The organism is Chachezhania sediminis, from assembly GCF_009765275.1.
Lineage (GTDB): Bacteria > Pseudomonadota > Alphaproteobacteria > Rhodobacterales > Rhodobacteraceae > Chachezhania > Chachezhania sediminis.
Map to the genome: position 1 here is coordinate 40863 of NZ_VOPH01000009.1, position 12606 is coordinate 53468.

General features: G+C 66.4%; 13 protein-coding genes. 5 read left to right on the forward strand and 8 right to left on the reverse strand.

What is annotated here, in order from left to right; genetic code table 11:
• Positions 1–41: 41 nt before the first annotated feature.
• Positions 42–653 (forward strand): TetR/AcrR family transcriptional regulator, encoded by a 612-nt coding sequence (locus FQK05_RS20545; RefSeq protein WP_158970408.1) that lies wholly within the window; start codon positions 42–44, stop codon positions 651–653.
• Positions 654–708: 55 nt separating this feature from the next.
• Positions 709–1389 (forward strand): class I SAM-dependent methyltransferase, encoded by a 681-nt coding sequence (locus tag FQK05_RS20550; protein WP_233270606.1) that lies wholly within the window; start codon positions 709–711, stop codon positions 1387–1389.
• Between the two features lie 229 nt (positions 1390–1618).
• On the opposite strand, the gene FQK05_RS20555 is transcribed toward FQK05_RS20550, so the two are convergent.
• The 5 genes from FQK05_RS20555 to FQK05_RS20575 are packed head-to-tail and all read right to left on the reverse strand — an operon-like array spanning position 1619 to position 6336.
• The gene (locus FQK05_RS20555; RefSeq protein WP_158970412.1) at positions 1619–2458 is read right to left on the reverse strand and encodes a gamma-glutamyl-gamma-aminobutyrate hydrolase family protein; all 840 of its coding nucleotides are present in this window, start codon (positions 2456–2458) and stop codon (positions 1619–1621) included.
• Positions 2455–3591, reverse strand: a complete 1137-nt coding sequence (locus FQK05_RS20560; protein WP_158970414.1) for an amidoligase family protein — start codon at positions 3589–3591, stop codon at positions 2455–2457. The genes FQK05_RS20555 and FQK05_RS20560 overlap by 4 nt, the downstream gene beginning before the upstream one ends.
• A gap of 56 nt (positions 3592–3647) precedes the next feature.
• Entirely contained in the window at positions 3648–5558 is a 1911-nt protein-coding gene (locus tag FQK05_RS20565; protein WP_158970416.1) for a sensor histidine kinase, read from the reverse strand.
• Positions 5555–6175 carry an RNA polymerase sigma factor gene (locus FQK05_RS20570; RefSeq protein ID WP_158970418.1) on the reverse strand — a complete coding sequence of 207 codons (621 nt, stop codon included), beginning with the start codon at positions 6173–6175 and terminating at the stop codon, positions 5555–5557. The genes FQK05_RS20565 and FQK05_RS20570 overlap by 4 nt, the downstream gene beginning before the upstream one ends.
• Positions 6172–6336 (reverse strand): NepR family anti-sigma factor, encoded by a 165-nt coding sequence (locus tag FQK05_RS20575; RefSeq protein WP_233270607.1) that lies wholly within the window; start codon positions 6334–6336, stop codon positions 6172–6174. Before FQK05_RS20575 ends, FQK05_RS20570 begins: the two co-directional genes overlap by 4 nt.
• Positions 6337–6497: 161 nt before the next feature.
• Between FQK05_RS20575 and FQK05_RS20580 the strand changes: the two genes are divergently transcribed.
• The gene (locus FQK05_RS20580; protein WP_158970422.1) at positions 6498–7340 is read left to right on the forward strand and encodes a response regulator; all 843 of its coding nucleotides are present in this window, start codon (positions 6498–6500) and stop codon (positions 7338–7340) included.
• A gap of 520 nt (positions 7341–7860) precedes the next feature.
• Here FQK05_RS20580 and FQK05_RS20585 read toward each other — a convergent pair.
• The 3 genes from FQK05_RS20585 to FQK05_RS20595 form a co-directional block, all read right to left on the reverse strand.
• Positions 7861–8358, reverse strand: coding sequence for a Dps family protein (locus tag FQK05_RS20585; protein ID WP_158970424.1), 498 nt, complete (start codon positions 8356–8358; stop codon positions 7861–7863).
• 102 nt (positions 8359–8460) lie between these two features.
• Entirely contained in the window at positions 8461–8631 is a 171-nt protein-coding gene (locus tag FQK05_RS20590) for a DUF1328 domain-containing protein (protein WP_158970426.1), read from the reverse strand.
• Positions 8632–8943: 312 nt separating this feature from the next.
• A complete protein-coding gene (locus tag FQK05_RS20595) occupies positions 8944–9633 on the reverse strand; it encodes a DnaA N-terminal domain-containing protein (RefSeq protein ID WP_158970428.1) in 690 nt (229 codons plus the stop codon).
• 562 nt (positions 9634–10195) lie between these two features.
• Here FQK05_RS20595 and FQK05_RS20600 point away from each other — a divergent pair.
• Together FQK05_RS20600 and FQK05_RS20605 are read left to right on the forward strand one after the other, a co-directional pair.
• Complete coding sequence (locus tag FQK05_RS20600; protein ID WP_158970430.1) at positions 10196–11497, forward strand: AAA family ATPase; 1302 nt, start codon at positions 10196–10198, stop codon at positions 11495–11497.
• Positions 11497–12594 (forward strand): ParB/RepB/Spo0J family partition protein, encoded by a 1098-nt coding sequence (locus FQK05_RS20605; protein WP_158970432.1) that lies wholly within the window; start codon positions 11497–11499, stop codon positions 12592–12594. The genes FQK05_RS20600 and FQK05_RS20605 overlap by 1 nt, the downstream gene beginning before the upstream one ends.
• Positions 12595–12606 lie beyond the last annotated feature (12 nt).

Consider the following 12606-nt stretch of genomic DNA (forward strand, 5'->3'; position numbering starts at 1 on the left):
AGCGAATGTCATTCGTTCAAAAACCGAGGGGAATTCAGCAGATGGCCCGCCCAAAAAGCGAACAGGTCCGGCAGGCGATCCTGGACGCGGCGCACCAGCTTTTCATGGAGAAGGGCTATACCGCGACCACGATCGGGGCGATTGCGCGCCAGGCAGGAACGGCCCAGTCGAACGTCTATGTCTACTTCCAGTCGAAGTTCGACATCGGCTTCGCGGTCTTCGATCCCTGGATGCGCCAGAAGGTGACAGAGCTGGAGGAAAAGGTCGGCTCTGTCAGCGATCCACAGGACCGTCTGCACACGCTGGTCGAAGGGCTGCTGCACGGGATCGCCAGCGATCCGTCGGGCCAGACAATGACGCTGGTCCAGGTGCTGGCAACGGTGAAGCCCTCTGACGAATACGACCCCGAACTGCTGATGTGGACGCTGGAGCGTATCCGCGAAATGATCGGCGATATCCTGCCCGGCGCCAGCCCGGCCGAACACGATGTGCTGACCCAGGCGCTGATGCTCAGCTTCGACGGCATCGCGCTCCGCCAGAACCTGCGGCGGGAAGAGGTCAGCGATGATCACGGGATATCGGCAATGCTAACGCTGATGAAGCCCTATCTGGATCGCGAAAAGCCCGCGGCCAAGGTGGCCGAGGCGGGTTGACAGCCGGGCTCCGGGCGGCCGAATGGCAGGGCTGATCCCTTGCGAAAGTTCCGCCTTGACCGCCCGCCGCTCCCCGCCCGCGAACCCTTACGAGGTGTCAGGCTTTTATGACACCGCCATCGCGGCGGGCCGTCACCGCGAGGTCGTGGGCGGCCGCTGGGACGAAACCGGCCGCATCCAGATGGAGATCCTGCGCGACGCTGGGGTGCTGCCGCATCACCACCTTCTGGATATCGGCGCAGGGTCCCTGCGGCTGGGCTGCAAAGCGGTGCCCTATCTGGATCCCGGCCATTACTGGGCCACGGATGCCTCGCGCGAAATCCTCTTGGCCGGTCATCGGAACGAACTGGCGGATCCGGACCGGCTGAACCCCCGGCATCTGGTCCGCGACGCAAGCTTCGACTTTCCCGCTATCCCCGACGATATCACCCACGCGATCGCCTTCGCGGTCTTCCCGCACCTGCCGATGGCCTATCTGCGCCGCGCCCTGTCCAACCTGAAGCGCTTTTCGAAGCTGGAACTGGTCCTGTTCACCGTCTTCCTTGCCCCCGATGCCCCGGCAGCGGCCAGTCCCGTCCGCCAACCCGACGGCGTGGTCACGCACGACATCCGCCCGCCCTATCACCTGCTTCAGGCCGACGTGGCCCATATCGCCGCCACCACCGGCTGGCATGTCCTGCGACAGGATCGGATGCTGCCCCGGGGCCAGGTCCTGTTCACGGCCTGTCCCGCCTGACAAGGCCGGCCCTGACGGCGCTCCGAAACGGTGGAAGGGACCGCTTTGGCCCCTGCCCGGGTCTGCGTCGTCCGGTTGTCGGGTGGGATCTTCGGAAAGCGACCTGCCTGCGATGGCACGATGGTCGGGGCCGTCATCCGTGCTTTCCGGCCAGTATTGCCCTTTACTGCGCTGGAAGGAATGGCGCCCCACATCCGCCGGGACCACGATACCGGCCGCCGGGACAGGATCAGACGGTGCGTGCCACCGTCTGCTGTGCCCGTGCGGCCGCGACAAGCGCCGCGAAAATCCGGCGCTGGGACTTGACCAGGAACAGATGTTCGGGATGCCACTGGACGCCAAGCGCGAAACCGGGGCCCACCCGTTCGATGGCCTGGATCATGCCGCCTTCGTCCCGGGCGGCGATCCTGAATCCCGCGCCCAGATCGTCCACGGCCTGGGAATGCAGCGCATTCACCTTCAGACGCTGTGCCGCGCGCCTGCGGCCCCCCGCGACACGGGCCAGCCTCGATCCCGGCTCCAGCCGGACCCGGCGGCGGGGCAACACGGTGTAATAGCGGCGCGATCCGGGATATTCGGCGAAGGCGTCGCCGTGCAGCGTGCCACCCGCGGCGACGTTCAGCATCTGCGCGCCGCGGCAGATCCCCAGGACCGGCACGCCGCGCTCTATCGCTGCCTCGGCCAGGCGGCGTTCCAGCGCGTCGCGGTCCGGGTCCAGCTTTGCCTCGACGATCAGTTCGCCCCCGTACATCGCCGGAGAGATGTCGTCGCCGCCGCCGATGATCAGGCCGTCCACGGCGTCAAGGTCCGACGGGCGGCCCACCTTCCAGCGCACGGCCCGGCCGCCGCAAAGCCACAAGTTGAAGGCCACCAGCGGAAAGATTCGCCACCCGGACCGGCGCGACGTCGTCACCGCGATCACGGGCCGGTCCCGGTTGCCCCGGAACCGGCCGAAGACCCTTGTGGTCCAGCGCACGATCCCGCTCAGGACCCAGGTCAAAAGGCCTTGCCCCGCCGCGACCCGTCCGCGTCCCGATCCGCCGATCTGTCCAAAGCCCGTGTCGGTCATACCACGCGGGTGCCTCCGCCGGCGGGCGCCAGCATGGCCTGTGCGCCCAGAAGCCGGGTCACCTCGGAATGATAGATCAACGCATCCTCGCGGCTGGCGTCGAAGCCCATGTAGTCTTCCCAGACCTCGCACAGCGTCGCCAGCAGATGCGGGGCGCGGGCGACCCGTTCGATCAGCACCCAGCGGCGCCATTCATAGGCCAGCGACCAGCCCGGCGTGCCCAGACGGCTGTCGGGCATCCGGTAGTGGAAGGCGGGCCGCGGCTTCACGGTGGTATTGCCGGGGTAGTAGTGCTGGAATTCGTCCGGACGAACGGCAGCGATGGCCGGCAGCAGGTCCAGACCGTGGTTCCGGCTGGCGATGTGCCGACCGACGATACCCACGAATGTGTCCATGTCCATCTCGGGCCCTGCATGGGCCATCTCGTCCACGAAACCGTCCGGGAAGGTCGACGCGAAGGGCAGTATCCGGCGGCTGAAATCCATCGGGTCGCGGGCGCGCAGCCAGGGTTCCAGCAGGGCAAAGGCCAGCGCGACCGGGGGCAGGTCGGCCCCGGATTTCGGGTCCGCCAGTTCCACGTTCAGGTGCAGACCGAAGCTCCACGCCAGGCCGTCGCCCGATCCCTTGGCGCCCCGTGCGGTCAGCGCGGACAGCATGGATTCCATCACGGGAAGATCCGCCTGCGGACGAGGTTCGGTTACGACCTCGACCGGGATCACCGACCGGCCGAGCGAGATCACCGCATCCGCCAGGAACCCGGCCGACTGGGGCCGGAACTTGGTATCCAGGTAGATGTCCAATGCGCCGCAATCCGAGTTCGGCACATGCCATTCGGCGGGGCCCAAAGGCGCGGCCGAGCCATGAACGGCGGCGGCGGCACAGCGGGCGGCTTCTTCCGGCGACAGGCCGCCGAACTCGATCTCGATCCCCACGCGGCGGGTGTTGATCGCGCTGGGGGCCTGCGGCAGCGGCGGATAGGCCAGGCTTTCCGTCAGGCAGGTGCGGGGGGCCGCGGCAGAGGTTTCGGTCGGAACGGTCGAGCGCGGAATTGCGCGCGCCGCGCCGGCGGTGGCGGGGCCAGGGACGCGGCCTTCGGTGGCTTTGTCTGCAGGGGCAATATCAATGAAGCTCATGCAGATACAACGCGCCCGAAGGCCCCGGGTTCCGGCCAGAGGCCGGACTTTTGTCCTCAGGCCCCCGGATCGAAGGGTTGCAGGGGGAATTCCGCCGATACGGAATAGAAACCCGCGCCCTCGGTCACCTGGGCGTCGCTTTCCAGCTGCCGCGCGAAGGCGGTGATCAGCTGCGAGCCGAGCCCGGTGGACATGGCCTGGGTCTCCTCGTCCACTTCGCTGATCCCGTCGGGGCGCATCGAGTTGGTGATCGACAGCTTCAGCATTTCGCCGGCCTCTGTCGTCGTCTCGATCAGTTCCACCTTCAGCCAGCGCCGACCGGAGCTGTCCGCGCCGAAATATTTCAGCGCGTTGGTCACCGCCTCGACCGCCAGGAGCGCCACCGGCAGAGCCTGGTCGGGATAGAGGATGACGGGCGCCAGATCCATCTCGACATCCGGTTGCGCCGCACGGCCGCCGGGGGCCAGACTGACCAGCGGCCCAATCACGTCGCGCAACATGTCGTCGGCACGCACCCGGCCCAGTTCCGCCGCCTGGTACAGCCGCTGGTGCACCGTCGACATCCCCGCGACCCGGCGGTTGATGCTGGCCAGTGCGACGGCAACCTTGGGATCGTGGGTCCGCCGCGTCTGCATGTTGATGATGGACGAAATCAGCTGAAGATTGTTCTTCACCCTGTGGTGCACTTCCTTCAGCAGCACGTCCTTGTCGTGCAGCGCGTCCATCAGACCGGCCTCGTCCCGTATCAGGGTGTCGGCCAGCGCCTGGAACTCGTTCTCGATCTCTTCCAGCTCGTGCGGCAGCGACCCTTCGGGCGCGGCCGCAGGCAGTTCCCGGATCCGTCCGAACCGGCGCATCTGCGCGCCCAGGATCGACACGGGACGCACGATCTGGCGGTGGACGGCCCAGTACATCAGCCCCAGGGACAGAAGCCACATCAGAAGCGGGAACAGGGTCGCCGACAACGACGCCGCCTGCCAGATCGCCGGCGCGTCCAGCTGCCAGACGGCCACGGCATAGGCTGCCCCCGAGAGGATCGGAAGGGCCGCCATGGCGACATTGCCGTATTCCATCACCTGAACGGACCGCGAATCAAGTCCGACATCGGGCTGGTTCGGGTGGAACTGTTCGATCAGGGCCATCCGCACGTCTTCCGGCGGTATGCCCATGTCCGGCGTTACCGATCCCGGTTTGGGCGGCGTCAGGATCCGTCCTTGCGTGTTCACGGAAAACAGCATCAGCGCCCCCCCTGCCCCGTCGCCGGGCGTGACCTCGGGGGCCGTCAGCTCGGTCACCTGGGACACGATCACCGTGACGGTGCCGGCCAGACCGGTGGGCGCACCTTCGTCGGTCAGGGACCAGACCGGGGCGGACACCACCGTGTCGGCCGCACGCTTGGCATCGTCGTCCGAGGACAGGCGGCGGATCGTCAGCATGCCGCGGCCGGTGCCCACCGTCGGCGGGTTGCGCTCGTCCGAGGCGCAGAAGAACGGCTCTTCTTCCGCTTGCGCCAGGGGGCCGTCCTGGCCGGTGGCGATGCCGTCGCCGGTCGCAGGCTGGGCACTGAGGCGCCGGTTGGTCAGCGGCGTGAAACCGGCATAGACGAAATGACTGCCGGACCCGTTGATGAAGCGACGCATCAGCGCGGCACAGGCGTTGGGTTCGTGCAGTACCTCGGGGAGCACGGCCGCCAACGTGCCCGAGGCGGCGCGCGCGGAATCGAGTTCATCCCGCTCGGCCTCGGCAAAGTCGGTCAGGCGGACCAGCCGGTCGCGCCGCGCTATCTCGTCCAGTTCGTTCTGCAAACGAAGCGTCTGCGCCACGGCGATCAGGCCCATGGGCAGCAGGGCAAGCGTCAGAAGGACTGCCAGCCGGTAGGACAGGCTTCTGCGCCATGGCTGGCCCGGCGGCTCGGAAGGCGCGCCGCCGGCCTCGACCCAGTCCGGGCCGTTATCGTCCGGCGTCAACCCAGTGCGCTCCCGTTGCCGGCCACCACCGCGCGGGTCGCCGCGTCGGTCATCTCCAGCGTCTCGTCGGGTTCCAGGCCCATCCGTTCAGCCAGTGCCGTGCGGCCCCGGGCCAGACGGCTCTTGATCGTGCCGACCTTCACGCCGCAGACTTCTGCCGCTTCCTCATAGGAATACTGAAGCACCCCGACCAGCGTCAGGACCTCGCGCTGTTCGGCGGGAAGTTCGGCCAGCGCCACACGCAGGTCCGCCATCTGAAGCCGACCGTCATGCGCCGGCTTTTCCGACAGCTTGCCAACCATGACACCATCGGCATCCTCGACCATGCGGCCGGCCTTGCGACGGTCGGAATAATAGGTGTTGCGCAGGATCGTGAAGAGCCATGCCCGCATGTTCGTGCCTTCCTCGAACCGGTCCAGCGCGGACCAGGCCTTCAGAACGGTGTCCTGCACCAGGTCGTCGGCCTGCGCCGAGTTCCGCGTGAGACTGAGCGCGAAGGCGCGCAGCACTTTCATGTGCGAGACCAGCTCGTCCTTGCCGCGGGCGCGGGCGCCGGCAGTGTCGGACGGCGAGGGCTTGCCTGACGGGGGCTGTTCGGCCGAAGCGGCAGCCGTCATTGCGCGCTCTCCCCGTTGCCGCCCGCCAGCCGCGATGCACCCGGTGACGGTTGCGGCGCCTCGATCTTGTTCAGCTGGTCGAGCAGATCCATCAACCGTGGGGGCAGCGCCTCCTCGATATCTTCTTCGAACACCCTGCGCAGACTTTCGTCGATCTGCACGGCTGCGGTTCTTCTTTCCTTGTGGTGTGGCATGGTGTCCCTTCGGCCCAACTTCCCTTTCAGAGTTCCAGCGGTCCAACAAAAAACTTGGCTCTTTCACGGAACAAACGCCCCATACCAGCGTTTGTTCCCCGAGAGACGACGTTTCGGGAGAAAAAATTTTGACGACCCCTACCAACTCTACCACGGGCGCGACGCTCACCCTCTCGGACCTCATTGCCCCGCACCTGCCATATCTGCGCCGCCATGCGCGGGCCCTGACGGGGTCGCAGCCGGGCGGCGATGCCTATGCCGCCGCGACGCTGGAGGCGATCCTGGCCGAACCGTCATGCTTCGACACGGCACGGCTGGGCGGAAAGGCGGCGCTGTTCGCGGTGTTCCACTCGATCTGGTCGGGCAGCGGTTCGCCGATGCCCGAAGTCGAACCCGACACCATGCCAGGTGCCCGGTCGAAGGCCATCGAACGGCTGTCGGCCCTGACCCCGGGCAGCCGCGAGGCGCTGATGCTGAACACCGTCGAAGGGTTCACGGTGCGCGAGGTGGCGCAGGTCATGGACGTGACCCCGGCCGAGGCAGAGACGCTGGTCCGCGCCGCCCGGGACGAGATGCAGGCCGGCGTGCAGGGCCGGATCATGATCATCGAGGACGAGGCGATCATCGCCATGGACCTGGAAGGCATCTGCCAGATGATGGGCCATTCGGTGACAGGCATCGCCCGTACCCGCGCCGCGGCCGTGGCCCTGGGCAAGCGCGAGCAGCCGGACCTGATCCTGGCCGACATCCAGCTGGCGGACAATTCCAGCGGCATCGACGCGGTGAACGACCTGATGACCGAAATGCCGGATGTGCCGGTGATCTTCATCACCGCCTTCCCGGAACGGCTGCTGACGGGCGAACGTCCGGAACCGGCCTTCCTGATCGCCAAGCCCTATGAACCGGACCAGGTGATCTCTGCTGTCAGCCAGGCCATGTTCTTCGCCTCGACCGAGACGCTGAAAGGCTGATCTCCCCGGCCCTGGCCGATCTATGTGCACAGGCCCGCGTTCCCCCAAGGGACGCGGGCCTTTTGCGTTGATCCGGCGGTCCCGAATGATCGGGGTTCAAGCCAGCGGTGCGTGGGTCCCACGCACCCTGCGACATGTTCTTTGGGCCTGGCCCGCGCGGCCCCTGATCGGGTTCTCGCCCGGTCCCGTAGCTGCCCTCTGTAGGGTGCGTGGGAACCACGCACCTTCCCCGGCAAGGCCCCTGCCCGCGCAAGGTCAAGGTCCCCACACCGAGAGGTCAGACAGTTACCGCCGACCACGGCCAAAGCCCGGAATGCGTCGACCGGTTTCCGCGACCGGCAGCGCATACTTTCCCGGTGTCGATCGCTACGTGATGATGGTCAGGCCGGCGGCTACCCCAAGTATGGGCCGGTCCACGCATGGGCCCGGGCACTGCGCCCCCTGCCCCGCCCGGTGCGCAAACAAAAACCCCCGCCCGGGCCACGCCCGGACGAGGGTCAAGCGTGGATCTTCGTGCGCCCTACGAGGCGGCGAGCGAACGCAGCATCCAGGCCGCTTTTTCGTGGAAGGCCGCGCGCGCGGTGGCCAGATCGGCCGTCACCGCGTCCCGCTGCCCTTCGGCAATCTCGATCAGCGCGTGCAGGCGGTGGGCCACGCGCACGTGATCGTGGGCCAGCGCCTCGCACATGTCGCCGGCGCTGGGGCTGTCGCCCAGTTCCTGGACGACGTTTTCGCCCAGCACGCCCGCGATCTTCATCGGCGTCAGGTGACCCAGTGCGCGGATCCGTTCGGCCAGCACGTCGGCGGCGGCGAACATGTCCTCGTACTGCTCTTCCGTCAGGTTATGGACCGCGTAGAACAGCGGACCTTCAACGTTCCAGTGGCAGATATGCGTCTTCAGCGTCAGCGCATAGGTGTCGGAGAGGACGTCGCTCAGCGCTGCGGCAATCGGGGCTGCCTTCTTCACACCGGAGGCAACCTCGACGGTGGACGGCACAACTTTGAGAGCATCGGTCATAACGGACTCCTTTCGGTTCATCGGCGGGGCCCGGAGGGGCCCACGCAAGGGTCGGGGATGCCGCGCGACCGGCACCCCCGGGCAATGTCGTCAGGTTCGGTGTCAGATGCCGCGGCCGCGCACGGCACGCATTACAAGAGTGACAACGAACAGGATCAGGAAGAGCACGAACAGGATCTGTGCAATCCCGGCCGAGGCGCTTGCAACGCCCCCAAAGCCGAACACGGCGGCAACAAGGGCAACGATCAGGAAGGTAAGGGCCCAACCCAACATGGCAGTCTCCTTTTCTTTGATTTTGCTTCAGTTTCAGTTCTTAATCTGTCCCGGCTGCTGTCCCCCGGGGCTTCGGAAAGTGAACGGTGCTGCGGCGGTTTTGTTCCCAGCTTTTTCAACCTCGGCCTGAACCAGACAGTTGGTGGCAATAGACCGGGGAGGACGAAGCGCAGGACCTGGGACAGGTGCTAGACGGCCCTGCGCTCCGCCAGGCAGGTTTCCCCACCCGAAGTCAAAACGCCTCGGAACCGGGCCGGTTCCCTTGCCGCTCCGGGGACGATCATTAACGTAGGGGAAGAACCGTTTCGGCCATCAGGCGCGGACGGCAACCTCGGCCACCGTGGGGTCGATGTCCCGACAGGCGCTTTCCAGCAGGGCCTGATAATGGGTCATGACATAGCTGGCATGAAACCGGCTGGGCGCGGACAGGACCAGACGCCCCCCTTCCCGCCCGGTGCGGGCCAGTGCCTGGAACCAGGCCGAAAACAACGCCGCATCCGCCCCCTGCAATACCGCCTGCGCCAGGGACCATTCCGTCCCGTCGTCCCGGATCGGGATCGCCTGCGTCGGCCCGCGGGGTTGCAGCGGCACCACCTTGTCCGTGGGGGCATCATGGGTTTCGGCCATCCGCAGATCGAAATCCGGCCCGACCGAAGGCCAGTGTGCCTGCGTATCCTTCAGGATCCGGTCAAGGTCCAACCCGTATTCGCTGACCCGTCCTCGCGCACCCTGCCGACGCAGAACCAGCCAGCCCAGGGTGCGGAAGGCCGCCATTTCCCGTTTCACGGTGCGTTCGTCGACATTCCACAGCCGCGCGATCTCTCGCTGGCCAATGGCCAGTTCGTCGCGGGCCCAGTTGTAGCGGGCGGTCAGCAAAGTCAGGAATCGCAGCGCCCGCACGTGGCCCATCTTGCCCCCCGCCAGCCCATAGGCGCCGACGGCCGTCAGCAGATCGTATTTCAGGGCAGCGGCCCGGCTGCCCGTGGGTTTCACTGCGCGCATCGCGCCCTCGCTGCCAAGATCCCGTGATATACGGAACCGTCGCTGTCTTGTGTCGGGACGATGCCCGCTCGTGCCTCTGGGTGTTCCCCGGCGGTTTCCGCCTCTGGAACGGGTCGGCCCGTTGTTCCGGCCTGATCTCAACGCTCTTTCCGAACTTGGGGTGATTTGCGTCCGATTTTTCGATTCTGTCAAGAGACCTGTGGTCGAGGGCCTGATCTCGATCCAATCCAAAGACGAAAAATCAGGTTCATTGGTATTGGGGGACATCAAGGATGTCACCTGGATTTGGCCTTTTGTCCCCCAATATCTGGCGGACGCGGGCAAAGTGTCCCCCAATATTCCGCCATGATGTGGAGCGCGGGGGGCGGTTCCAGGGCCCGATCCGGTCCGTCCAGCGAATCATCCGGGGCCGGAAAGCCATGATTTTCCGCGCCCCTAGTGGCTAAAGCCGTTCCGGACGCTTTTCCGGTGAAATCAGAATAATTCGTTTTGTGCGTTTTGCAAATTCAGCGTAAATACGGACGCGAGCAGAATGAGCGTCCCGAAGGGGACAGGAGGCAGGATGTACACTCACGAAGACCTGGCAAAGCTTCAGGCGCAGTCGCTGAAGCTGCAGGGCTGGATCCGACAGCAGACCTATTCGCCGGAACTGGAAAAGACCCTGCGCCGCTTTTCCAGCTGGGAGGTGGCCGAGCTGATCTTTCGCGTCAACCAGTCGACCATGCGCGGCCGGCTGGCCGCCGACCCGACCCTGCCCCAGGGCATGGTGGAAGAGGACGGCCGCCAGCGCTGGTACTCGCTGGAGGAAATCAACGAACTGCGGCGGCGGCTGAAGGTGAACCGCAGGTCGCTGATGCCGGAACGTCCGGCGGGCAAGCGCGCGCTGCGGGCAGCCATCGCGAACTTCAAGGGCGGCGCCGGCAAATCGACCGTTGCGCTGCACTTTGCCCATGCCGCCGCGCTGGATGGCTACCGCGTGCTGTGCGTCGACTTCGATCCGCAGGCGACGCTCAGCCATTCGATGGGGCTGTCGGACGTGTCCGAAGACTATACCGTCTGGGGCATCATGGCCCGCGATCTGGTACGCGAGACAGAGCGGATGAATTCGGCCGTGTCAGGTGCGGAAAGCGGTACCGCCCTGCCCCGCCGCCGCCTGCCCGACCAGATCACCGGCATGGGCCTGCAGGATCTGCGTCCCGGCGACTTTATCAAGCCGACGTCCTGGCCCACGATCGACCTGATCCCGTCCTGCGCCAACGCGGCCTTCGTCGAATTCGCGTCCGCCCAATACCGGCACCTGAACCCGGAATGGTCCTTCTTCGCCGCCGTGTCCCGTTACCTCGACCAGCTGCCGGCCGAGGATTACGACCTGATGATCTTCGACTGCCCACCGGCCATCGGCTACCAGTCGATGAACGCGGTCTTCGCAGCCGACCTTCTTTATATTCCCTCCGGCCCGGCCTACTGGGAATACGACTCCACTACCTCCTTCATCGGTCAGCTTGCCGAGGCGTTGGAGGATCTGTCGGCCTTCGAAGGCTCCGTCCCCGCGGGGACATTCGCACTGCCCAAGGCGTTCCAGGACGTGCGGTTCCTGCTGACCCGCTACGAGGCCGGTAACGATCTGCACCGGGCGATGCGCGCGGCCTTCGAAAAGGTGTTCGGGGACAAGCTGACCCGGAACCCGATCGAGATGACGCGGGCGGTCGAACAGTCCGGCCGCTTTCTCAGCTCGGTCTACGAGATCGACTATCGCGAGATGACACGCGAGACATGGCGCAGGGCACGGGCGTCCTTCGATACGGCCTATGCCGAGTTCAAGGGCTACGCGCTGGAAGCATGGAAGCGGATGGAGGACGTATGATGAGCAAGCGACGTATCTTCGACATCAACTTCCCCGGCGAGGAACCGGCCGCCGAAACGCCGCCCGTCGAGGAAGCTCCGGTGGCCCCGGAACCGGCCGGGCGCCGCGGCCCCATGGCCACCGCGATCTCCGAGAACGCCGAGGCGCTGCGGTCCCGCCAGGCGGCAGAAGCGGCGATCCGGGCGGAAAACGACAGGCTGGCGCATGAACATGTCCGGCTGAAGAAGGCCGGGCTTATCGTCGACCTGGTGCCGCTGGGGGCCATCCGTACGGAAAAGCTGGCCCGGGACCGCAGTCAGGCGCGCGATCCGGAACTGGACGAGTTGAAGGAGTCGATCCGGGCCATCGGTCTGTCGAACCCGATCCGGGTGGAGCATGTGGGCGAGGGCGCCTATGAACTGGTCCAGGGGTTCCGGCGGCTGTCGGCCTATCAGGAACTGTTCGCGGAAACCGGCGACGAGCGCTATGCCGCGATCCCGGCGGGCCTGATCGCCAGTGGCGAGGCGCTGGAAGCACTCTATCGCCGGATGGTGGACGAGAACCTTGTGCGCCGCGACATCTCCTTTGCCGAGATGGCGGAACTGGCCCGCGCCTATGCAAGCGACCCGATGACGGAGGCCGGGACGGTCGAAGAGTCCGTGGCGGTTCTCTATGCGTCGGCGGGGCGTCAGAAGCGTGCCTATATCCGCCATTTCGCGGACCTGCTGGACACGGTCGGCGACGCGCTGGATTTCCCCGAGGCGATCCCCCGGGCGCTGGGGCTCGACCTGCAGAAGCGCCTGGCGGAAAGGCCGGAACTGGCCGCGGACCTGCGCGAAAGCCTGGAGGCTGTCGTCGTGTCGGAACCCGGGGCAGAACTCTCTGCCCTGCGGAACTGGCTGTCGGCGTCCGACCGCGCTGCCCGGGCCGAACGGCCTGCGCGGACCGAAGACGCCAAGGCCAAGACCACGCTGCGTTGCACTGTCCCCGCGGGGACGGTTCGCTGTGCTGCGCGGAACGGCCGTGTCGAACTGGCGATGGAACGCGACTTCTCGGTCGTGGAGCGGCATCGGCTGGAAGCGGCGATCGCGGCCTTTTTCGAGGCGCTGGACCGCTAGGCGGTCTGCGTG